At 41.1% G+C, this 22,116-nt stretch carries 20 protein-coding genes; 14 read left to right on the top strand and 6 right to left on the bottom strand.

Features of this window, described 5'->3' with window-relative positions:
* Positions 1-58 precede the first annotated feature (58 nt).
* The 8 genes from P3L44_RS20390 to P3L44_RS20355 all read left to right on the top strand — a co-directional run bounded on the left by P3L44_RS20390 (position 59) and on the right by P3L44_RS20355 (position 10,481).
* The gene (locus tag P3L44_RS20390; protein ID WP_410480040.1) at positions 59-832 is read left to right on the top strand and encodes an FCD domain-containing protein; all 774 of its coding nucleotides are present in this window, start codon (positions 59-61) and stop codon (positions 830-832) included.
* A 359-nt stretch (positions 833-1,191) separates the two neighbouring features.
* Positions 1,192-2,127, top strand: a complete 936-nt coding sequence (fdhE, locus tag P3L44_RS20385) for a formate dehydrogenase accessory protein FdhE (protein WP_140172669.1) — start codon at positions 1,192-1,194, stop codon at positions 2,125-2,127.
* Between the two features lie 22 nt (positions 2,128-2,149).
* Positions 2,150-3,541 (top strand): L-seryl-tRNA(Sec) selenium transferase, encoded by a 1,392-nt coding sequence (gene selA / locus P3L44_RS20380; protein ID WP_215954299.1) that lies wholly within the window; start codon positions 2,150-2,152, stop codon positions 3,539-3,541.
* A complete protein-coding gene (selB, locus tag P3L44_RS20375; protein ID WP_272662493.1) occupies positions 3,538-5,406 on the top strand; it encodes a selenocysteine-specific translation elongation factor in 1,869 nt (622 codons plus the stop codon). Before selA ends, selB begins: the two co-directional genes overlap by 4 nt.
* A gap of 69 nt (positions 5,407-5,475) precedes the next feature.
* Positions 5,476-7,140: an LTA synthase family protein gene (locus P3L44_RS20370; RefSeq protein WP_140172666.1), complete on the top strand. Its 1,665-nt coding sequence runs from the start codon at positions 5,476-5,478 to the stop codon at positions 7,138-7,140.
* Between the two features lie 223 nt (positions 7,141-7,363).
* Positions 7,364-8,365 (top strand): NAD-dependent epimerase, encoded by a 1,002-nt coding sequence (locus P3L44_RS20365; RefSeq protein WP_272662492.1) that lies wholly within the window; start codon positions 7,364-7,366, stop codon positions 8,363-8,365.
* Between the two features lie 44 nt (positions 8,366-8,409).
* Positions 8,410-9,576: a nucleotide sugar dehydrogenase gene (locus P3L44_RS20360; protein ID WP_004906857.1), complete on the top strand. Its 1,167-nt coding sequence runs from the start codon at positions 8,410-8,412 to the stop codon at positions 9,574-9,576.
* A 200-nt stretch (positions 9,577-9,776) separates the two neighbouring features.
* Positions 9,777-10,481 (top strand): lipopolysaccharide core heptose(II) kinase RfaY, encoded by a 705-nt coding sequence (locus P3L44_RS20355; RefSeq protein WP_140172665.1) that lies wholly within the window; start codon positions 9,777-9,779, stop codon positions 10,479-10,481.
* A 49-nt stretch (positions 10,482-10,530) separates the two neighbouring features.
* Here P3L44_RS20355 and thiM read toward each other — a convergent pair whose 3' ends face one another.
* Positions 10,531-11,319: a hydroxyethylthiazole kinase gene (thiM, locus tag P3L44_RS20350; protein ID WP_180359547.1), complete on the bottom strand. Its 789-nt coding sequence runs from the start codon at positions 11,317-11,319 to the stop codon at positions 10,531-10,533.
* A 77-nt stretch (positions 11,320-11,396) separates the two neighbouring features.
* On the bottom strand, positions 11,397-12,599 hold the full coding sequence (locus P3L44_RS20345) for an ROK family protein (RefSeq protein WP_239354547.1): 1,203 nt from the start codon (positions 12,597-12,599) through the stop codon (positions 11,397-11,399).
* A 189-nt stretch (positions 12,600-12,788) separates the two neighbouring features.
* Between P3L44_RS20345 and P3L44_RS20340 the strand changes: the two genes are divergently transcribed.
* The 3 genes from P3L44_RS20340 (at position 12,789) to P3L44_RS20330 (ending at position 15,845) form a co-directional block, all read left to right on the top strand.
* Entirely contained in the window at positions 12,789-13,607 is an 819-nt protein-coding gene (locus P3L44_RS20340; protein ID WP_004906865.1) for a purine-nucleoside phosphorylase, read from the top strand.
* A gap of 67 nt (positions 13,608-13,674) precedes the next feature.
* Complete coding sequence (locus P3L44_RS20335) at positions 13,675-14,592, top strand: DMT family transporter (protein ID WP_239354545.1); 918 nt, start codon at positions 13,675-13,677, stop codon at positions 14,590-14,592.
* Positions 14,589-15,845 (top strand): nucleoside permease, encoded by a 1,257-nt coding sequence (locus P3L44_RS20330; protein ID WP_004906869.1) that lies wholly within the window; start codon positions 14,589-14,591, stop codon positions 15,843-15,845. Before P3L44_RS20335 ends, P3L44_RS20330 begins: the two co-directional genes overlap by 4 nt.
* Positions 15,846-16,202: 357 nt before the next feature.
* Here the strand turns inward: P3L44_RS20330 and P3L44_RS20325 are convergent, their stop codons facing one another.
* A complete protein-coding gene (locus P3L44_RS20325) occupies positions 16,203-17,066 on the bottom strand; it encodes a YicC/YloC family endoribonuclease (protein ID WP_004906895.1) in 864 nt (287 codons plus the stop codon).
* A gap of 123 nt (positions 17,067-17,189) precedes the next feature.
* Between P3L44_RS20325 and rph the strand changes: the two genes are divergently transcribed.
* Together rph and pyrE are read left to right on the top strand one after the other, a co-directional pair.
* On the top strand, positions 17,190-17,903 hold the full coding sequence (gene rph / locus P3L44_RS20320) for a ribonuclease PH (protein ID WP_181489986.1): 714 nt from the start codon (positions 17,190-17,192) through the stop codon (positions 17,901-17,903).
* Positions 17,904-18,015: 112 nt separating this feature from the next.
* Positions 18,016-18,660 carry an orotate phosphoribosyltransferase gene (gene pyrE / locus P3L44_RS20315; protein WP_125895057.1) on the top strand — a complete coding sequence of 215 codons (645 nt, stop codon included), beginning with the start codon at positions 18,016-18,018 and terminating at the stop codon, positions 18,658-18,660.
* Between the two features lie 49 nt (positions 18,661-18,709).
* On the opposite strand, the gene slmA is transcribed toward pyrE, so the two are convergent.
* The 3 genes from slmA to coaBC form a co-directional block, all read right to left on the bottom strand.
* A complete protein-coding gene (gene slmA, locus P3L44_RS20310; protein ID WP_004265112.1) occupies positions 18,710-19,309 on the bottom strand; it encodes a nucleoid occlusion factor SlmA in 600 nt (199 codons plus the stop codon).
* Positions 19,310-19,526: 217 nt separating this feature from the next.
* A complete protein-coding gene (gene dut / locus P3L44_RS20305; RefSeq protein ID WP_125895055.1) occupies positions 19,527-19,982 on the bottom strand; it encodes a dUTP diphosphatase in 456 nt (151 codons plus the stop codon).
* A complete protein-coding gene (gene coaBC / locus P3L44_RS20300) occupies positions 19,969-21,180 on the bottom strand; it encodes a bifunctional phosphopantothenoylcysteine decarboxylase/phosphopantothenate--cysteine ligase CoaBC (RefSeq protein ID WP_140172662.1) in 1,212 nt (403 codons plus the stop codon). The genes dut and coaBC overlap by 14 nt, the downstream gene beginning before the upstream one ends.
* A gap of 180 nt (positions 21,181-21,360) precedes the next feature.
* Here coaBC and radC point away from each other — a divergent pair, with 180 nt between their 5' ends.
* Positions 21,361-22,029, top strand: a complete 669-nt coding sequence (gene radC / locus P3L44_RS20295; protein ID WP_004906900.1) for a RadC family protein — start codon at positions 21,361-21,363, stop codon at positions 22,027-22,029.
* Positions 22,030-22,116 lie beyond the last annotated feature (87 nt).

Below are 22,116 nucleotides of genomic sequence, written 5' to 3'. Positions count from 1 at the left end.
CCAATATCTGTTAAACTAAATATAATAAAAGTTAAGTTTTAATTGAATGGCCAATGTAATGACACAGTTTACTGAATATAAACGCCCCTATCAGGAAGTCGGCCATGCTTTACGCCAAATGATCTCTAATATGAGCTATGCGATTGGTGACAGGCTTCCACCGGAGCGGGAAATTGCTGAAATGCTAGATGTTTCACGTGCAGTCGTACGCGAAGCTTTGATTATGTTAGAAATTGAAAATCTTATTGAAGTTCGTAAGGGGTCTGGGGTTTATGTTATTGCACTGCCTCAGGACAAGGGAATTGGTGAGCAGGATAAATCTGACGGCCTTGCTCTTAATGCCGCAGGGCCATTTGAATTACTTCAAGCTCGTCAATTACTCGAAAGCAATATTGCAGAATTCGCAGCAACACAAGTTACCCCTGTAGATATTGCGAATATGCGTAAAGCGCTTAAAAGAGAACGAGATGAACTAAAAACAGGTGAAGATGAAATAGGAGATCGTGAGTTTCACCTTGCGATAGCGCAAGCAACGCATAATAGTATGTTAGTCGAGTTACTGAAACAATCATGGGAGTGGCGTGAAAACAACCCGATGTGGCAAAAGTTACACGCGCGCATCACAGATAAAGACTATCGAAAAGCATGGATGACGGATCACGAAGTCATTTTAGCGGCCATGATCAAAAAAGATCCTGCAGCGGCAAAAGAAGCTATGTGGCAGCATTTGGAGAATGTAAAGCAAAGGTTACTTGAGCTATCGGACGTTGACGACCCTAATTTTGATGGTTATTTATTCAATTCTTACCCTGTCGTTTTAGTACGTAATTAAAGACAAATTTAATTTGAATAGGTCGCTCTTAACTAACAATAGAGCGACTATGATATTGAGCGCCTTGCAGTCATAACCACTTCAAACCTCAACTTCACTATTTTTATCCTAGTGATAACAAATTATTTATATCAAATAAAACAATCATCATCCTGATTTACATTTACCTTGATCTACTACGGGTTAATGGAATGGATAATTCAGGGGCCAGAGTAGCCTCAAGGTGACTTTTGTTTTATCCTGAATGTTAGAGAACCGCTTTCGCGGATATAAATATGATGAGCAAAAACGCTTTCGAGAAAATAAATAGCCTTTTCTCGGGAATTGTCGTTATAAAAAAATAGAAAAGAGAGAACGCAATGGGTATTCGTATCGTTCCTAAAGAAGAGTTAGGACAAGAAAGATTGAAAGAAAAGGGAATTGGTTTTATTCCACCAGTTCTGTTTCCTAACTTAAAAAGCTTATATCAGCGCCGTGCTGAGCGACTAAAAGAACTTGGTGCGGGAGAACATCCTTTTGCAGATTATCTGAATTTTGCAGCTGAAGTGGCAACTGCCCAACATAATGCACAGCATGATAATCCATTAGAAGTGGATATGGTCTCTATCCTTGAACGCACAACAAATACTAATAATTCGCCATTGGATGCAAAAACATTTCCACGGACAACACATTGGCACAAATTATTAACGGCAATTATTGCTGAATTAATGCCAGTCGTGCCTGAGTCTGTGCGACCTGCATTAGAAAACCTGAATAAAGCCTCTGAAACAGAACTTGAAGGTATGGCAACGGCTTTGCTGAATGAAGAGTTTGAAAAAGTGCCTGCGGATAAATCGATGTTTATTTGGGCTGCACTATCGGTGTACTGGGCGCAAATGGCCGCAAATATCCCAGGTAAAGCGCGTGCGGAACATGGTGACCATCGTCATTTCTGCCCTGTTTGTAATAGCATGCCAGTGTCGAGTATTGTGCAAATTGGCACCTCACAAGGTTTACGTTATTTACACTGTAATTTATGTGAAACCGAATGGCATATGGTGCGCGTAAAATGCAGTAACTGTGAGCAAACCGGTAAATTAAATTATTGGTCATTAGATGATGAAAATGCAGCAGTTAAAGCGGAAAGCTGTGGTGATTGTGGTAGCTATCTGAAGATTCTTTATCAAGAAAAAGAAGCCAAAGTTGAAGCTGTTGCTGATGATTTAGCATCAATTATTTTAGATGCTCGCATGGAAGAAGAAGGCTTTGCGCGTAGTAGTATTAACCCGTTCTTGTTCCCTGGTGAAAAATAAGCGGTAAAAGAGAATTGTGACTATGGCTGAATCAGACTTGGCTTTATATCGTCAACTTCCTGCTATTGATAAATTATTGCAGCTCGATGAAGTTCAGATATTGGTTGAACAATCAGGGGCTCATTGGGTCACGGCATGTTTACGTGAGATGCAGGAGCAAGCTCGAGCCTGTATTGCACAGGCAGGGAAATTACCTGCTTGGCAGGACGATTGGGTCAAAGAGTTAGTTCAACGCTATCAAGCTTTAGGGCAAAGTGCGCTAAGAAACGTGTTTAACTTGACCGGTACAGTGCTACATACCAATTTAGGCCGTGCGGTAATGTCGACCACCGCAGTGAATGCGGTTAGCCAGGTGATGAGTTCGCCTGTCACATTAGAGTATTCTCTAGATGGCGCGATGCGTGGGCATCGTGACCGTGCGATTGCTGATTTGCTGTGTGAACTCACTGGCGCAGAAGATGCGTGCATTGTTAATAATAATGCAGCAGCCGTTTTATTATTATTAGCAACAGTTGCAAATGGTCGGCAAGTAATTGTTTCTCGGGGTGAATTGGTTGAGATTGGTGGAGCTTTCCGAGTGCCTGATGTGATGGCGCAGGCTGGCTGCCAATTAGTTGAAGTGGGAACCACGAATCGGACTCACTTACGTGATTATGAGAATGCGATTAATGATCAAACTGCATTATTAATGAAAGTGCATACCAGCAATTACAGCATTGAAGGATTTACGGCTGAAGTTGAAGGTGAAGAACTCGCAGAGTTAGGTAGAAAGTACCAATTACCGACAGCAATTGATTTAGGTAGCGGCTCGATGATTGATATGACAGCTTATGGGCTACCCGCAGAACCGATGCCACAAAGCTATCTTTCTCAAGGCATTGATTTAGTTTCAATTTCTGGAGATAAACTTCTCGGTGGTCCACAAGCAGGGATCATTTTAGGGAAGAAAAAATGGATTGATGCAATTCAGAAGCATCCATTAAAACGAGCTTTGCGGGTTGATAAAATGGTTTTAGCTGCGCTAGAAGCAACACTAAAACTGTATCTAACTCCTGAGAAACTCACAACAGATTTACCCACATTGCGTTGGTTGACCCGAGACCCTGAGACGATCCGTGATAGCGCAGAAAGCATAGTTGTTGCTCTACAAGCCTTTTACGGGGACAAATTTATTGTTGAAGTGGAGCCTTGTCTCTCACAAATAGGGAGCGGTTCACTTCCCATCGACCGGCTTCCTAGCTTTGCGGTAACCTTTACACCGCTAAATGGAAAAGGTGGCACATTAGAGCAACTCGCTACACAGTGGCGTCAGTTACCTCAACCTGTGATTGGGCGTATGAAAGAAGGTAAATTGTGGCTTGACCTGCGCTGTCTTGATGATGAACATGCATTATTACAGGCTTTACTTTCATGATTTTTGCGACAGCTGGCCATGTTGACCATGGTAAAACTTCTTTAATTCAAGCTATTACTGGCGTTAATACCGCGCACCTTCCCGAGGAAAAAAAGCGCGGCATGACCATTGACCTAGGGTATGCCTACTGGCCACAGCCAGATGGGAGTTCTATTGGTTTTATCGACGTTCCTGGACACGAAAAGTTTTTAGCCAATATGTTGGCTGGGATTGGCGGCATAAACCATGCTCTTTTGGTTGTCGCTTGTGATGATGGGGTAATGGCGCAGACCCTTGAACACCTTTCGATTTTAAGACTAGCAGGCTGTGAAAATGTCAGTGTCGTATTGACGAAGGCTGACCGAGTCGATCACTCACGAATTGAACAAGTTACTGAGCAAGTCACCTCCGAGCTGTCTCAGCAAGGTTGGCCTGACGCAAAATTATTTATTACGTCTACTGAAGATGGCCGTGGCATTAATGCGCTGCGGTTATATCTGCAACAACTTCATCAGCAAAGTGGTTCACATCCTAATACCCAACGTCGTTTTCGTTTAGCCATTGACCGCGTCTTTTTGGTAAAAGGCGCAGGGATAGTGGTGACTGGCACCGCATTAGCAGGAAAAATTCACGTTGGCGAGTCACTTTGGGTGACTGGCGCAGATAAGCAAGTTCGTGTCAGAGGCATTCATCGGCAAAACCAAACATCTGAATTCGCTGTTGCGGGTGATCGCGTGGCCTTAAACTTGGCGGGCGATATTGATAAAGAAAATATTACCCGAGGTGATTGGTTACTTGCGGAGCAACCTGCATTCATTGCAACACGGGTTATTGTCGAATTGGAATGCGATGCCTTAATTAAGCACTGGCAGCCTGTGCATCTTTATCATGGTGCGAGCCATATCACTGGGCGAGTGTCATTATTAGTGGAGCAAGGTGAAACCCCCGTGCTTGCTGAGTTAATTTTAGATACCCCATTATGGTTAGTAGAGAATGACCGATTAATCATCCGTGATATTAGCGCTCGCCAAACGTTAGGCGGTGCTCGCGTGATACGTTTGGTTTCTCCACGCCGAGGCAAAAGGCTCCCAGAGTTTTTGGATTGGTTATCTAAGCTTTGCCGAGAACAAGATGAGCTGGCTCACTTTAAGTTACAACTTCCTCAAGGTGAACTTAATTTACGTGATTACAGTTGGGCACGGCAACTCACCCATGACGCGTTAGATAATTTGCTATCACAATCAGATGTAGAACGTGTTGGAAACCATGTTTTATCCGTATTTAAAGCTCAAATAGCAAAAGATCGCATTGTTCAAACCCTTGAGAAATTTAATGAGATACACAGTGACCAAATCGGTGTGGGTAAAGCTCGTTTAAAACGTATGGCTCTACCTTCCATGAGTGAGGCGTTAACATTTAAATTCATTAATGACCTCATTGATGAAAATGTTATTAAGCAAACTCGAGGTTGGTTACATATGCCCCAACATGGGCTGGTATTTGATGCGCAACAGCAGTTAATTTGGCAGCAAATACATCCTTTATTTTCGCGTAACGAGGCGTGGTGGGTCCGTGATTTAGCATTAGAAAGTGGTTATGAAGAAAATACGATGCGCCGCGTTCTAAAAAAGGCTGCGCAAATGGGATTAATTACAGCGATAGTTCGTGACCGCTATTATAGCCATGAGCAAATTAACTATTTTGCTTCATTGATTCATCGCTATTGCTTGGAAAATGAGGCCATTTTTGCAGCTGATTTCCGTAACGAATTAGGCATTGGCCGTAAGCTTGCTATTCAAATTCTTGAGTTTTTTGATAAAAGCGGTTTTACTCGTCGTAAAGGCGATGGTCACCATTTACGAGACAAAGGCATTTTCGTTGAATAAATTGAGTGTTTGGATCCGTTATAGTAGTGCCTCATAGCAACCTCCAATATTAAATTTGTGGTAAAACTGATGAAGAAAAAGTTATTTGCAGGCTTTTATCTGGCATTGATCTTTATTGGCTCCCTTTTCTTGGTTTTTGAAAAAGGTAGCGTAATTTATCCTGTGCTCATATCGGTCAGTGTATATGCCGTTTTATTCGGTATTTTAATGGTGTTAACAGCCCGCTGGTTATTTTCTGTGGTGATTACCAGTACATTATTTATCATCATTAAATTCTTGAATCAGTTAAAAGTTCATTATTACAAAGAACAGCTCTTCTTTAGTGATATCAATATCATGACGGACACTTCCAATATGGGAACCTTAGGCCATTATTGGTTAGCGGGTGTCGCCTTGGTTGGGCTGCTTATATTATTAGTCATCAATGGGGTGATTAGTTGGCGGTTGGTCAAACCAAGTAAATCAAAGATTACTCGCGTTATTGGTGTTGTTCTTATTGTTGCGGGTTACTTTGGTATTAACTTCACAAGCTCACATTATTATGACAGATGGTCTCAGACGTTGCCAAAAGGCCGAGGGACAGTGACCAATATTATTATGTCAGCACAAAATGCGAGTTATCAGTCTCCTGAATTTGCAGGTTCAGCCGATTACTTTGTGGAGAAAGCAGCGGTAGTTTCCTTAGACAATAATGTGGGATCAGAAAAACCAGATATCGTTTTATTATTGCAAGAATCTACCGTTGACCCACATATTTATAATTTACCGGAAGGAACCAAGCTTCCTGATTTATTTATGTTCCAGCGAGATAGTGGCGTTAGTGCACATAGTCAGATGCGGGTACAAACTTTTGGAGGGGGAACTTGGTTATCTGAATTCTCCGCCTTAACTGGCTTAAATAGCGATGATTTCGGTGCGCAAAAAAGCGGTGTATTTTATTTTATCGTTGACCACCTTAAAAATAGCTTATTCAAAGAAATGAAGGCCAACGGTTATTATACTGTGGTACTTACTCCTTTTAATAAAGGTGCATACCATTCAGGCCATGCCTATGAAACGCTTGGGGTTGATAGAATTATTCAACCACAAGAACTTGGTTACCCAGGAAAACTGCAGGATAATTTATGGACGATCAGCACAGATGACATGCTGAAATACGTAAAAGAAATCTTAGCTAAAGAAACAGATAAACCCGTATTTATTTTCTCTCTTACAATGTATGAACATGGCCCTTACAAAGAGAATCACAGTGATGACTATGGCATAAAAGATAAAATTAAAAACCCAGATGCAGCAGGCGAATTTAGCCATTATATGGACAAAATCGTCACTTCAGATGCATCAATACGTGATTTCGCCGAATTTATTGAAAAACGTGAGCGTCCGTTGATGTTTTTATATTTTGGAGACCATCAACCAGGTATTAGCTTAAATCAGTATAATTCTTCATTTTCATCACCCGCTTACCTAACACAATTTACTTTGCGGGATAATTTGAAATCAGGGACTACGATAAAAACAGGGCAGTTAACGGATATTTCCTTCTTAGGCGGAATTTTGTTAGAAAGGGCAAATTTAAAAATTTCCCCGTTTTATGAGGCCAACATCAAAATGCGTCACTTATGTGATGGCAAGCTGAATGATTGTGAAGACCAGAAGTTACTTGATAGCTACCGTAACTATGTTTATGGAACTTTAGAAGCGGCTAACGCCAATAAAGGTGATATGCAATAGTATGTTATTATCAGCCGTAGATATTTACGGCTGATCCCCTCTTTTTTGTTATTTCCTACCTAAAATATTAATACTTTCTTAAAATTTATTATTTTTTTAGGCTTTCTTGTTTTAATAACAAAACCATTCGTTATTATTTTTGTCTTAATTTTAGGTATTTTTTCTGTGAAATTTGGTGCTCATTCAGAGCTTAAGAATGGTTTAACGCTAGAAGACAATGAATATGAAATATTTGGTCACGGGAAGTGCGGGTTTTATTGGTTTTAAGCTTTGCCAGCGTTTATTAGAGGACGGACATGAAGTTGTTGGGATTGATAACTTAAATGCATATTATGATCAAGGGCTTAAACAATCCCGTTTACATTTATTGGAGCAGTTCCCTTTATTTCGCTTTATTCATCTTGACCTCACTGACCGTGAAACCGTTCGGGTATTGTGTACCCAAGAGCAATTTGACCGAGTCATTCACCTAGCAGCACAAGCGGGGGTCCGTTACTCATTGGAAAACCCATTTGCTTATGCAGACAGTAATTTGACTGGTCACCTCGCTATTTTAGAAGGCTGTCGCCAAGCAAAAGTGAAGCATTTGGTCTATGCCTCTTCAAGTTCGGTGTACGGAGTAACCGATAAGACGCCATTTACCACGGACATGGCAACCGATCACCCTATTTCACTCTATGCGGCAACAAAGAAAGCCAATGAATTAATGGCGCACTCATATTCACATTTATATCAGTTGCCGACTACAGGGCTGCGCTTCTTTACGGTTTATGGCCCTTGGGGACGCCCAGATATGGCTTTATTCAAGTTTACGAAAGCTATTTTGGCGGGCGAGCCTATCGATGTCTATAATAACGGCAATCTCAGTCGTGATTTCACTTTTGTTGATGATATTGTCGAAGGTGTGATCCGTATTTCAGATATAATTCCACAAGCGAACCCGAATAATCATTCGGCATCACCTGCAGAAAGCAGCGCGCCATATCGAATCTATAATATTGGTAATGGTCAACCCGTTAAATTGATTGAATTTATTTCTGCACTGGAAAAAGCACTGGGTAAAGAAGCGATTAAAAACTTTTTACCTATGCAAGCGGGTGATGTATACACCACTTGGGTGGATACAGAAGACTTGTTTAATGTGACAGGTTATCGCCCACAAGTTTCTATTGAGCAGGGTGTTCAGGCATTTGTGGATTGGTATCGTTCTTATTACCACCAATAATATCAATAAGCTGTAACATCTTTAGCAGGATTTGAGAGGCAAGTTTGAAAATAGCAATCGCAGGAACCGGTTACGTCGGCTTATCTAACGCCATGTTGCTGTCACAACACCACGAAGTGGTCGCCGTGGACATCATCCCTGAAAAAGTGGCGATGTTAAACAACCATCAATCACCGATTGTTGATGCAGAAATTGAGCAGTTTTTAACGGAAAAGACGCTCAATTTTCGCGCTACAGAAGATAAAACAGAGGCCTACACAGGCGCTCAGTACGTGATTGTGGCTACACCAACTGACTATGACCCAAAAACCAATTACTTCAATACTAGATCGGTTGAGTCTGTTATTCATGATGTGAATGAAATTAACCCGCAAGCGACGATCATCGTAAAATCCACTATTCCGGTGGGCTTTACCGCGCGTTTACGTGAAGAATTTGGTTATACCAACGTGATTTTCTCTCCTGAATTTTTACGTGAAGGCCGCGCTTTGTGGGATAACTTGCACCCGTCCCGTATCGTGGTAGGAGAGCGTTCTGAGCGCGCGAAAATTTTTGCGGATTTACTGCTTGAAGGTGCAATTAAAAAAGACGTTCCCGTGTTATTTACCGACGGCACCGAAGCCGAAGCCATTAAGCTGTTTGCCAACACCTATTTAGCGATGCGTGTGGCGTACTTTAATGAGCTCGACACCTATGCAGAAAGCCGTGGTTTAAATGCACGCCAAATTATTGAAGGGGTCTCTTTAGACCCACGTATTGGCAGCCATTATAACAACCCATCATTCGGTTACGGTGGTTATTGTTTACCAAAAGATACCAAGCAACTGTTAGCTAACTACGATGACGTGCCAAATAACTTGATTAACGCCATTGTGGAATCGAACCGCACCCGCAAAGACTTTATTTCCGATGCAATCATTGCTAAAGCACCACGTAAAGTCGGTGTTTATCGCTTAGTGATGAAGGCTGGCTCTGATAATTTCCGCGCCTCTGCGGTACAGGGTGTGATGAAACGCATCAAAGCCAAGGGTATCGAAGTGGTGGTGTATGAGCCTGTTTTAAAAGAAAATGAATTTTTCCGCTCTAAAGTTATTCGTGACTTAGAGACTTTCAAAGCAGAAAGCGACATTATTTTAGCCAACCGGATGGTGCCTGAGCTGGAAGATGTGGCAGAGAAAGTCTATACCCGCGATTTATTTGGTAACGACTAAGCGGTTTTTATGAGAGTAGGTTGGCACTATGGTGACCTGCTCTCATAGATAGAGCCGTACAGCTTTTCTAAAACCTTACCAATTTTGAGGTATATCGCACAACTTACCTATTTTTAGACGCCATTTTGCAACAATCGCTAAGAAATGTCGTTTTCCATTTGCTAGCATCCGTCAATTGATTAAAAATTGGCTATTTTGCTATGCAGAACATAATAAAAAAACAAAGAGACGGTTTTATCACCTTTCAAAAAGAAGGTGAGATAGATTTTTGGCAAGTTGTTAATGATTATATTGATGGGAAGATCGCGGGTAAGAATTTAAGTAGCGGAAATATCGATAGAAGCGTTGCCCGTATTCAAGTCAATGGGCAAAATTTTATTATTAAATGTGAGAAAGAACGTGATAAGCGTTTTGAAAAACGGTTAATGCGTATTATCTCAGGCCCTTTTTATTCACGTTTATTGAAACGTCTGGTGACCGCACAAAATAAGGGATGCACTGTAACGAATGATATTTACTTTGTTGCAGAAAAAATGGTCGGTCGCGAGTCAGTAGAAACATGGATTATTGCTGAGTATGTAGAAGGAACTGTTTTATCTGAAATTGATGATATCAAGCCTTACTATACAGAGATGAAAACCATTATAAACCAATTACATAGATATGGTTTATCTTCTAATGATATCCACGCAGGGAACTTTGTTATAACCAATGAAGGGCTTAAGGTTATTGATTTATCAGACTATGGTAATTTTGCTATTTGCAAAGCGAATGATTTAATTGCATTACAGCGTTTTTACAATATCGAACCTGATAGCAAAAATTTTGTTTATCGATTTATTCGTTTCAGAGATAACTTTCGTCATTGGTCAAGAAAAGTAAGAGGGAAGAAAACTCGGCTCTAATAAATGAAACCAAGTTTTCATTACAACAAAGTTATCGAAATAGCAAAAGCTATTGATCACAACAAAGCGATTGATAAAGCGCATCTAAAAACTCAGGGATAAAACTACCCGTCCCATGGCAACGCTGGGTTGCGGCTTCTCCGGCTTGTTTCATGATAGCGCAAGCCGCGGCAACATTTTGCAGCCTATCACCAGGTAGAGCACAACATGCAGCAACCACCGCAGAAAGAGCGCATCCCGTACCGACCACCCGAGTCATTAAAATATGGCCGCCAGTCACCGCAAAGGTGCGTGTTCCATCGGTGATGTAATCCACTTCACCGCTTATCGCAACAATAGTCTTAGCTTGTCTCGCTAATAATTGTGCCGCGGGGAGTGCATCATCAGTGGAGTTAAGGGAATCAACGCCTCTGCCACCTGCACTGCTTCCTGCTAACGCCATAATTTCAGAAGCATTACCGCGAATAGCGGCAGGTTTGAGTGTCAACAATTCATGGCAAAAATGGGTACGAAAGCTGAGCGCACCTGCAGCGACAGGGTCAAGTACCCAAGGTTTTTGTGCTTGATTTGCACTGTTAACCGCACATTTCATCGCATATCGACGCTCTGTCGTTAATGTGCCCACATTAATTAGTAAGCCATATGCGATAGCGGCAAACTGCTCAGCTTCTTCGGGTTCAATCACCATGGCTGGGGAACAGCCGAGTGCTAATAGGACATTGGCAGTGAAGGTCTGAACAACATCGTTTGTCATGCAATGAACAAGAGGAGATTGAGAATTAAGTTGCTGTAGTACCAGTGATTTCGCCGTGTTACTGATGTGTTCAAATTCTAACATGATCCCTTCATTAATAGTGATAGAGCATAGGTTCGTTGATTTATTCTACACTCTATCTGTTTTAATGAAAGAACCACTTAATCAGCAAGGTATTTCTCCATGACCATTCCACCAGCGCCTTGAGCAACAATTTCGTATGAATCATTGGCGGGGTAAATACGTGTCTTAATATGAGGAAAAATAGCGAGTTTTTCTTCAATCGATTTTTTAGTCATCTCAAAAAAGTGATTTTTAGGTGTTAGGGTGCCGCCGCACACCACCACATCGGCTTGCGTCGTTAAAATAGCATTAGCGATGGCGATACCATAATAATAGGCCGCCTCACCCAGCGCTTCAAGGCATAGGGAATCGTCCACTGTGAGAGCTTGGAAAATAGTATGGTAGCTAATTTCAGACTCATCATTAACTAATTCATTGATTATTGAACTTTTTCCCAACCTAAGTTGCTGGATCACGCGTGATTTAATTGCAGACAGTGAACTATATTGCTTTAAACAGCCAAATGACCCACATTCACAGCGCTGGCCATTAATATCAATCGTTGTATGGCCAAAGGCTTGAGCTGTACTAATGGGGGCCGGAGCGTATTGGTTATTGATGATGGTGCAACTGCGAATATCAGTATCACAGGTTGTGAATAAAAATCTTTGGCTATCAGAGGTATAGCGCAAGCGATACTCAGCAAAAGCCGCAAAACTAATCCCACTTCCGAGTAACACAAAACAAGGAACTTTACTGGAAATGTAGTCGTGAAGTTCTTTTATTCTTGCGTGGTATTGATGATATGGCAGTTTATCGCGTTCTAATATATGGTCGATGGCGATGCCGATACCCAACAAGCTTTCTACGTTAAGTCCATGTTCAGCTAATAAAATATCTAATCTGTTGAGCAGATGATCCACCATATTTTCTGCGGTTTCTAGGTGCTCATATTTCACTTTTACCATACCTAAAATATCCAATTTTAGGTTTTGTAAAACAATCGTTGAATATATATCACTCATTTCAATACCAACAAGATAACCATCTGCAGCATTAATATTATAGAGGATTGGTTTGCGGCCACCGGTCGACTCTCCGAGCTCAGAAGTCGAAATTAAGTGATTTCTCCCCAGTTCGTCGAGTAACCGAGCACAAGTTGCTGGTTTCATGCTAGCCAGTGATGTCAACGTCTCTGCCCTAATGGGACCATGGTTTAAAATTAATCGGTAAAGCGTTTTGAGTTTTTGTGTTTTTGAATTTTTTGAGGTGCGAAATTCATTTAATAGTGTATGTAACAAGCGCCTTACTCCTTTTCATTCCGACTCTATCGATAAAGATTAGCAAATATACGCATAAGATTCTGCTTCATGTGATACATCATATCGAAATACTTTTTATTAAAATGAGATTAAGATCGCTGTTCTGTTTCTAAATTGCTTTATGATCGATTTTAACAATTTTTAGTCGATGTCAATTTGGAGACAACCATGCATCATACAAAAGATATTCTAGAAAGCTTAAGCTTTATTCAGTCTCGCACAGATATTAAACCAACAGTGGGCATTATTCTGGGTTCAGGACTCGGTCCGTTCGCGGATACATTAGAAAATGCAGTGCATATTCCTTATAGCGAAATTCCACACTTTGCTAAATCTGAAGCGGTAGGGCATGCCAATGAATTGGTGATCGGCACCATCGCAGGTAAAAATGTGGTTGCCATGAAAGGCCGTTTCCACTATTACGAAGGCTTTACCCTTGACCAAGTCACTTTCCCTGTGCGTTTGATGAAAGCGTTGGGTGTTGAAAAATTGATTATCACCAATGCCTGCGGTGCGGTAAATACCGACTTCAACCCAGGTGATCTGATGATTATTACCGATCATATTAATTTAACTGCAAATAACCCACTGATGGGGCCAAATAACCCTGAATTAGGGGTGCGTTTCTTGGATGTCAGTGAGGTGTATAACAAAGAATTACGCCAAACAATCAAGAATGTAGCGGCTGAACAAGGTGTTTCTGTCCGTGAAGGTGTTTATGCATGGTGGACAGGCCCAACTTATGAAACACCTGCCGAAATTCGTATGATCAGAACCTTAGGCGCAGATGCTGTTGGTATGTCTACCGTACCAGAAGCTCTGGTCGCTCATCATTCACAAATTAAAACAGTGGGCATTTCCTGCTTAACCAATATGGCTTGCGGTATTTTAGAACAGCCACTTAGTCATGACGAAGTTATTGAAACAGCTGAAAAAGTTAAAGCGACCTTCTTGAAATTAGTGACAGGCGTGATCGAACGCTTCTAATTTTTTAGGTTCTTTTTCTCAAACTAATATAAAGATGTCCATGACACTAAATAAGGTGAATATTGAAATGAAATTTAAAGGTCTAATTTTAGTTTCTTTAGGCGCTTGTAGTTATGGCATCCTTTCAACACTCGTCGTGTTGGCCTACCGCGCAGGGTATTCCTTGAATGATGTCATCGGTAGCCAAACGGTACTAGGTGCGATTTTACTGTGGTTTTTTGTTGTCGCAGGCGTATTAGTTAAAAAAGCACGTCTAGTATGGCCAACACGCCGGCAAGGCCTATTAATGTTACTCACTGGGACGACAACAGGGTTAACCGGGCTTTTGTATTATGCATCATTGCAATATTTATCCCCTGCACTTGGTGTCGTACTCTTTTTGCAATTTACATGGATGGGGGTTGCAATTAACGCATTTATTGACCGCAAAATTCCTCCCGTAATGACCATGGTGTCAGTTGTGGTGATATTAATTGGAACAGTATTAGCGACAGGTTTGTTAAACAGTTCAGGGATCGTGTTTCACTGGCTTGGTGTGCTATTAGGATTATGTGCAGCATTATCGAACGCTATTCGTGTTTACGTCAGTGGAGCATTAGCGGTTAAAACAGATCCTATGATGCGTTCTGCAATTATGGTAACAGGGGGCGCAATTTTGACATCAATTGTTGTTTCGCCAACATTCTTATTGAGCGCTTCAACGTTTCAATCTCTATTTTTCTCATACGGATTACCTCTGGCTTTCTTTGGTTCTTTCTTCGGTATGTGGATGTTTGCCAAAGGTACTCCACTGATCGGTACCAGTTTAGCGACCATTGTTAGCTCAATGCAGTTACCTGTCACGATTTTATTATCCGTAACGGTATTGCATTTACCTCTTGAATTCATTCAGTTTGTTGGTGTTGCTGTCATCCTTATGGGTGTTACCATTGCTGAGTTGAAAATAAAAACAAATAAATATAACTCCAAACGGAGCCTTGTATGAATATTAAATCCCGCTTGAAAATCATGCTTTTCCTGCAATATTTTGTTTGGGGAAGTTGGTTAGTTACACTCGGATCGTACATGATGAAAACATTGAGTTTTTCAGGTGCAGAAGTCGGTATGGTGTATAGCTCAAAGGGTATTGCTGCTATTTTAATGCCCGGGCTTATCGGAATCATTGCAGATAAATACATTCCAGCAAATCGTTTATATATGATTTGCCATTTGATTGGGGCTGCTGCATTGTTTTATGCCGCAACAGTCACAAGTTCAACTATCATGTTCTGGGTGATGTTAATTAATGCAATGGCCTTTATGCCAACAATTGCACTCTCAAATAGCATCAGTTATTCATCATTAAGCCAATATCAGCTCGATTCAGTGAGTAACTTTCCACCTATTCGTGTGTTTGGTACGGTAGGCTTTATTGTTGCAATGTGGAGCATTAGCTTATTGAAATTTGAGCTAAGTAGTATGCAGCTTTATATTGCAGGTGGTTGTTCATTGCTTTTAGCGCTTTATTCACTAACTTTGCCAAAAATTGAAGTCAATAAAAAAGCGATTTCAAGTAGCTGGATCAGTAAGCTAGGTTTAGATGCTTTGGTGTTATTTAAAAAGCCTATTATGGCGGTATTTTTCTTATTCGCTATGTTACTTGGCGCTGTTTTACAAATCACGAATACATTTGGTAACCCATTCTTGCACGACTTCGGGCTGAACCCGTTATTCCAAGATAGTTTGGTGGTACAGTATCCATCGATATTATTATCGATCTCTCAGATGGCTGAAGTGTGTTTTATCTTAGCAATTCCATTTTTCTTGAAACGCTATGGCATTAAAACAGTCATGTTATTAAGTATGTTCGCTTGGACACTACGCTTTGGTTTCTTTGCGTTTGGCGACCCATCAGCCATTGGTTTGATGTTCTTGATCATGTCGATGATTGTTTATGGCTGCGCATTTGATTTCTTTAATATTTCAGGCTCTATATTTATTGAAAGAGAAGTAGATACGCGTATGCGTGCGAGTGCCCAAGGCTTATTTATGACAATGGTTAACGGTGTTGGGGCCTATTTTGGTGCGATACTAAGTGGATTGGTTGTCGACTATTACACCGTGGATGGTATTAAAGATTGGCAAATGATTTGGTTAGTTTTTGCTTCTTATACTGTTGTATTGGCAATAATATTCCAATTTACGTTCCATTATCACCATGATAAAGACGCAGCACTGAAAGAAGCCAAATCGAGCTAAGATAAATCGTTATAAATAACATTCAATTTAAGAGAAAACCATAAATTTGGTTTTCTCTTTTTTGTTAGTTTTAACATTAAACATAATTACGTTTACCGCGTAAAATATGTTCAGTCAGTGTTTCTTCCGCAAGAGTAAATTCTTTTGTTGACCAAGAACTATCCCGTCTTTTTATATTTTCGAAGGGTTGTTGTGGAACTATGCTATTGGTGATTTATGGAATATAAGCCCAAAATTCATGAAAATTGGTACCTATTTCGAGTTAGTTTGAGGGTCTTTTCAAAGAGAAAAGCCAAACGATAAATAAGGTTACTTCATCGGTTGGCTTCTTTATAGATTAAAACCGTTACAGAGTGATTATTCAATATTCTGAATTTGTTCTCTCATTTGTTCGATTAATACTTTGAGCTCAACGGCTGAAGTTGTGACTTCGCTATTAATTGATTTTGACGCTAACGTATTAGCTTCGCGGTTGAATTCTTGCATCATAAAGTCAAGGCGGCGACCAGTTGCCTCTTTTTTCTTCAAGATATTACGCGTTTCTTTAACGTGAGCTTCTAGTCTATCCAGTTCTTCTGCAACATCAACACGTTGAGCCAATAGAATAAGTTCTTGTTCCAGACGGTTGTTATCCACTTGAATATCAGCTTCTTCTAACTTATTTTGTAAGCGTTCACGTTGCCACTGTAAAATTTCTGGCATATGTTGACGTACTTTTGCGACTTCAACTAAGACGCCATCAAGGCGTTGTTCGATGAGTGCATGCAATGAAGCACCTTCAGCTTCACGGCTTTGAATGAAAGCATCAATAGCTTCATCTAAGCCTGCCAGTAGCTGTTCGCTGATGACATCTAAATCTTGTTCACCTGCTGACATCACACCCGGCCAACGCAAAATTTCTAATGGGTTTATTTCACCTTCATGGCTGTAATTTTTAACCCAATTCGCAGCACTGATTAATTGGCGTGCTAATTGTTCATTTAGGATTAATTCACCACGATTTGCGCCATCTAACTCAAAGCGTAGGCTACATTCTACCTTTCCACGTGTTAGGCGAGAACGCAGACGTTCGCGAATAACGGGTTCAAGGCTTCTAAATTGCTCAGGTAAGCGAATATACGTTTCTAAATAACGTTGGTTCACGGAACGCAGCTCCCAGGCCGCATTCCCCCATTCACCCTTGATGTCCCGACGGGCAAAAGCGGTCATACTACGGATCATAATTCGTTCCCATTATCGTAAAGATTTAGGGGATTATAACGCTATGCAGGATGACAGGATAGGCATTATCGTTTGAACAACGTATAATGCGTCCCAATTTGAGTTGATAATGGAGATAACACCATGCGCCCAGCAGATAGACAAGCAGACCAAATGCGCCCGATTACCATCACGCGCAACTATACTAAGCATGCAGAAGGCTCTGTTCTTATTGAGTTTGGCGACACGAAGGTGTTATGTAATGCAACTGTTGAAGAAGGGGTTCCTCGCTTTTTAAAAGGGCAGGGGCAAGGTTGGGTTACAGCGGAGTATGGCATGTTACCGCGTGCAACAAACTCACGTAATCAACGTGAAGCTGCACGAGGAAAACAAACTGGTCGTACGATGGAAATCCAACGGTTAATTGCACGTTCTTTACGTGCTGCGGTTGACCTTAAAAAATTAGGTGAATACACGATTACTTTAGACTGTGATGTTATTCAAGCGGATGGTGGTACACGGACAGCAGCGATTTCTGGTGCTTGTGTGGCGCTTGTTGATGCACTGAATAACATGGTTGAGCAAGGTAAAATTGCAAAAAGCCCACTAAAATCAATGGTCGCTGCCGTTTCGGTTGGAATTGTTAATCAAGACGCTCTATGTGATCTTGAATATGTTGAAGATTCTGCAGCTGAAACGGATATGAATGTTGTCATGATGGATGATGGCCGAATGATTGAAGTGCAGGGCACAGCAGAAGGCGAACCGTTTAGTCATGAAGAGCTATTGGCTCTATTAGCGTTAGCTAAAACCGGTTTAAATACCATTTTTGAAGCTCAGCGAGAAGCGCTGAAGTAAGTTAATCATTAATTAGGCGGCTGAAAAGTCGCCTTTTTTATGCCTGCTGGTTCATCAACGAGTGTGCCAGCTTTGAAAATAGATAAATAATCATCAACGAGGAGAATGACCAATGAAAGCCTATCAGCGCGATTTTATTGAACTTGCCATGAAAAAACAGGTACTTAAATTTGGTGAGTTTACGCTGAAATCAGGTCGTAAAAGCCCTTACTTTTTCAATGCGGGGTTATTTAATACAGGGCGTGATCTGGCACTTGTCGGTCGTTTTTATGCACAAGCATTACAAGATAGCGCAATTGAGTGTGATGTCATTTTTGGTCCAGCGTATAAAGGGATCCCCATTGCAACGACGACAGCGGTAGCACTTTCTGAGCACCATGACATCGATATGCCATACTGCTTCAACCGCAAAGAAGCTAAAGACCATGGGGAAGGCGGCGTGTTAGTCGGAAGTCCTTTACAAGGGCGTGTTGTGGTAGTTGATGATGTGATTACCGCAGGGACGGCAATTCGTGAATCAATGGAAATTATTAAACAACAACAAGCTACGTTGAATGGTGTTCTGTTATGCCTTGATCGCCAAGAAAAAGGCAAAGGTGAAATTTCAGCAGTACAAGAGGTTGAGCGTGATTATGGTTGTAAAGTTTACTCAATTATTACCATGAGCGATTTAATCACCTATCTTGCTGAAAAGGACGGTATGCAGGAACATTTAGCGGCTATGAAGGCTTATCGCGAACAATACGGAATTGAGTAAAAAAAGCCCTCGCCCAATGATGGGCGGGGTGAGTAGTATAAATAATCGGTTATTGTAACTGAGCTAGAATTAAAGGCCAGCGCGATTCAAACTCGACGGTTGGCCGATAACGAAACTCAGAACGCACAAAACGAGAGAGCATCCCTTCACAAAAGGCTAATAATTGAGAAGCAAGCAGTGACTCATCATGAATAAACCCATGGCCATCACGTATTTTTTTCTCTTTTAGCACTTGGCGTAATTGTGATTCTATACGTTCAAATAATTGATTAATACGATCTTGCAGCCTATCTTGCTCAAACATCAGAGCATGGCCAGTCATGATTCGCGTTAGCCCTGGGTTTTTCTCGGAAAACCCAAGTATTAGGGCAAGTATTAGTTTAATTCTAATTATCGTATCTTTTTCATCACTTAAAATTAGATTAATGCGCGAAACCAATGAGTCTTCAATAAACCCAATGAGGCTATCGAACATTTTCATTTTGCTTGGAAAATGACGATACAGCGCGGCCTCTGATACACCAACCGTAGCAGCAAGTTTTGCTGTTGTGATACGTTGGCTACCATCACTACTTTCTAACATTAGCGCAAGAGCCTGTAAAATCTCATCACGCCTGTTACGTTTTTGTGTTGTCGCTTTTTCTGCCATGTCTAATAAGACCCCTGCTAAAACAGCAAAACAAACTATCCAAAATTTTGCTCTTAGTAAAGAGGCTTACGAAGCAAAATGGATTTAAAAAATATTTAAAATGTAAGTAATGTTGAGCAAGCTTCCTGAAAGAAAATATGCGGCTGATTATTTTTATTCATAAAGATAGAACCTAATTCAGGTTCTATCTAGCATATTCGTTATCAGGATATTCTATTTATTGACGGCCAGAGTGACCGAAACCACCAGCCCCACGCTCTGTTGCGTCAAAATCATCAACAATATTAAATTCAGCTTGAACAACTGGGACAAACACCATTTGCGCCATACGCTCACCAGGCTCAACGGTAAAAGCTTTGTCACTGCGGTTCCAGACTGACACCATGAGTTGGCCTTGGTAATCCGAATCAATGAGACCAACTAGATTGCCAAGTACAACACCATGTTTATGACCTAAACCGGAACGAGGTAAGATGACAGCAGCAAGACTTTCATCAGCAATGTGAATAGCTAAACCTGTTGGAATAAGCTCCGTTTGACCTGGCGCCAAATCAATTGGTGCATCAATGCATGCACGTAAATCTAAACCAGCAGAACCGGTGGTGGCATAGGCTGGTAGAGGAAATTCATTACCGATGCGGCTATCAAGGATTTTTAGGTCAATTTTTTTCATAACGTTGAAGTATCTCGTCAAGTAAATAGTGGCTTAATTCATTTTTATTACAGTGAGGCAAACGGGTATCACCGTTGGCATCAAAAAGGTGTAATGCATTGTTATCGCTATTAAATCCGTTATCTGCTAGTGATACATCATTGGCACAAATAAGGTCGAGTTGTTTTTGTTGTCGTTTTTGGCGTGCATATTCTTCCACATTTTGGGTTTCAGCTGCAAATCCAACAACATATGGCCTATTGTGCCTTAGATTTCCAACACTTGCGACGATGTCTGGGTTTTTGATAAGTGTAATCGAAACTTCATCACCTTGTTTTTTTATTTTATTTTCAGCAATGTTTTTTGCGCGATAATCTGCAACTGCAGCGCAACCAATAAAAATATTTTGTTCAGCAATGGTTTGATGCACTTGTTCATACATCTCTAAGCCACTCATGACATCAATTCGGTTAACGCCTTCTGGTGTTTCAATATTTACAGGGCCCGCAATTAAAGTGACATCGGCTCCACGTTGGCTAGCAGCCTTAGCAATGGCAAAACCCATCTTTCCTGAACTATGGTTACTGATAAAACGAACAGGGTCGAGAGCTTCCCGTGTTGGGCCTGCAGTGATCATTAATTTGATGCCTTGTAAGTCGAGTTTAGGGGTAAAAAATTCACTGGTTAGACGAACAATTTCTAGTGGGTCAATCATGCGACCAGGACCAATATCACCACAAGCTTGGCTACCTGCATCTGGCCCCCAAATCATACATTGACGTTGTTGCAATTTGATTAAATTTTCTTGGGTTGCTTTTGCTCGGTACATTTGTTGGTTCATTGCTGGCACAAGAGCAATCGGTGCTGCGGAAGCAAGGCAAACTGTTGTGAGTAAGTCATTTGCCATTCCTGCACTGAGGCGAGCAATTAAATCCGCAGTAGCCGGTGCTAGAATAATGAGATCTGCCCATTTAGCCAGTTCAATATGGCCCATAGCAGCCTCAGCAGCAGGGTCTAGCAGGTCATCAGAAACGGGATGCCCTGAAACGGCTTGCAAGGTTAAAGGTGTAATAAAGGCTTTAGCACCTTGAGTCATCACAACGCGTACTATCGCACCTTTATCGCGCAAACGGCGGGTGAGTTCAGGGATTTTGTACGCAGCAATGCCCCCACTAATACCAATAACTATCTGCTTACCTAATAGTGACAGTTGATTCATTATTTTTATCCAATTCGGTCAACATGGGAGGCATATTACCACAGAGAAGCGCGAGGTGGCGCGCTCGATTTTTCATCACAGTACTATTTTTGCGAAGCGCTACGCAAACCCTTATGAGAGTGATTGTGAATGTTTTTTAGACTAGATAAAAAGGAAGCAAGGGATTTAGGGACAAAAAATATGATGAGTGAACATCTAGACCTACCACCAAGGGAAAAGCTACTCGCATACGGGGCAGCTGCGTTATCTGATGCTGAACTACTCGCTATTTTTCTACGTACAGGGAGCCAAGGCGAACCCGTTTTACAGCTTGCGAAGCGTTTAATACAGGAGTTTGGTTCAGTATATTTGCTTCTACAAGCAGACTACGAAAAACTCAAGCAATGTAAAGGAATGGGGAGTTGTAAATTTACCCAATTACAGGCTGTGAGTGAATTAGCTCGCCGTTTTTTCTCTGAACAATTTTTACATGAAGATGTGATGACTGGGCCTGAACAGTTGAAAGCAAAGTTGTTGGATTTGTTCGCAGGGCAAGAGCGTGAAGTTTTTGTCGTGATATTTTTAAATAATAAAAATCAAATTATTTGTCATGAAGAGTTGTTTAAAGGTACTTTGAACAAAGTTGAAGTTCATCCCAGAGAAATCATTCGCTTTGCCATAAAAATGAATGCAAACGGGATTATACTCGCCCATAACCATCCATCAGGTAATCCGGAACCAAGCGTAGCAGACAGGCAAGTGACAGAGCGTATCCAACGTGCTTGTACTATTATGGGGATTAAATTGCTTGACCATTTTGTCGTTGGGCATAAGCAATGTGTGTCATTTGTGGAGCGAGGATGGTTATAAAATTATTTTTTTGCCTAAAAAATGACAACTTTCTTTGTGTTGGGCTTGAGTGAAAACGATGGAAAGCGTATACTACGCCACCTTTAA

Origin of the sequence: Providencia sp. PROV175 (assembly GCF_032707045.1) — a bacterium.
Taxonomy (GTDB): domain Bacteria; phylum Pseudomonadota; class Gammaproteobacteria; order Enterobacterales; family Enterobacteriaceae; genus Providencia; species Providencia hangzhouensis.
The sequence above is the reverse complement of the archived record's forward strand: the minus strand, read 5'-3'. Positions and strand labels throughout refer to the sequence as shown.

What these genes read in the sequence shown, in the direction of transcription:
- P3L44_RS20390 (WP_410480040.1), top strand. Translation starts at nt 59, where the DNA reads ATGACACAGTTTACTGAATATAAACGCCCCTATCAGGAAGTCGGCCAT.
- fdhE (WP_140172669.1), top strand. Translation starts at nt 1,192, where the DNA reads ATGGGTATTCGTATCGTTCCTAAAGAAGAGTTAGGACAAGAAAGATTG.
- selA (WP_215954299.1), top strand. Translation starts at nt 2,150, where the DNA reads ATGGCTGAATCAGACTTGGCTTTATATCGTCAACTTCCTGCTATTGAT.
- selB (WP_272662493.1), top strand. Translation starts at nt 3,538, where the DNA reads ATGATTTTTGCGACAGCTGGCCATGTTGACCATGGTAAAACTTCTTTA.
- P3L44_RS20370 (WP_140172666.1), top strand. Translation starts at nt 5,476, where the DNA reads ATGAAGAAAAAGTTATTTGCAGGCTTTTATCTGGCATTGATCTTTATT.
- P3L44_RS20365 (WP_272662492.1), top strand. Translation starts at nt 7,364, where the DNA reads ATGAAATATTTGGTCACGGGAAGTGCGGGTTTTATTGGTTTTAAGCTT.
- P3L44_RS20355 (WP_140172665.1), top strand. Translation starts at nt 9,777, where the DNA reads ATGCAGAACATAATAAAAAAACAAAGAGACGGTTTTATCACCTTTCAA.
- thiM (WP_180359547.1), bottom strand. Translation starts at nt 11,319, where the DNA reads ATGTTAGAATTTGAACACATCAGTAACACGGCGAAATCACTGGTACTA.
- P3L44_RS20340 (WP_004906865.1), top strand. Translation starts at nt 12,789, where the DNA reads ATGCATCATACAAAAGATATTCTAGAAAGCTTAAGCTTTATTCAGTCT.
- P3L44_RS20335 (WP_239354545.1), top strand. Translation starts at nt 13,675, where the DNA reads ATGAAATTTAAAGGTCTAATTTTAGTTTCTTTAGGCGCTTGTAGTTAT.
- P3L44_RS20330 (WP_004906869.1), top strand. Translation starts at nt 14,589, where the DNA reads ATGAATATTAAATCCCGCTTGAAAATCATGCTTTTCCTGCAATATTTT.
- P3L44_RS20325 (WP_004906895.1), bottom strand. Translation starts at nt 17,066, where the DNA reads ATGATCCGTAGTATGACCGCTTTTGCCCGTCGGGACATCAAGGGTGAA.
- rph (WP_181489986.1), top strand. Translation starts at nt 17,190, where the DNA reads ATGCGCCCAGCAGATAGACAAGCAGACCAAATGCGCCCGATTACCATC.
- pyrE (WP_125895057.1), top strand. Translation starts at nt 18,016, where the DNA reads ATGAAAGCCTATCAGCGCGATTTTATTGAACTTGCCATGAAAAAACAG.
- slmA (WP_004265112.1), bottom strand. Translation starts at nt 19,309, where the DNA reads ATGGCAGAAAAAGCGACAACACAAAAACGTAACAGGCGTGATGAGATT.
- dut (WP_125895055.1), bottom strand. Translation starts at nt 19,982, where the DNA reads ATGAAAAAAATTGACCTAAAAATCCTTGATAGCCGCATCGGTAATGAA.
- coaBC (WP_140172662.1), bottom strand. Translation starts at nt 21,180, where the DNA reads ATGAATCAACTGTCACTATTAGGTAAGCAGATAGTTATTGGTATTAGT.
- radC (WP_004906900.1), top strand. Translation starts at nt 21,361, where the DNA reads ATGATGAGTGAACATCTAGACCTACCACCAAGGGAAAAGCTACTCGCA.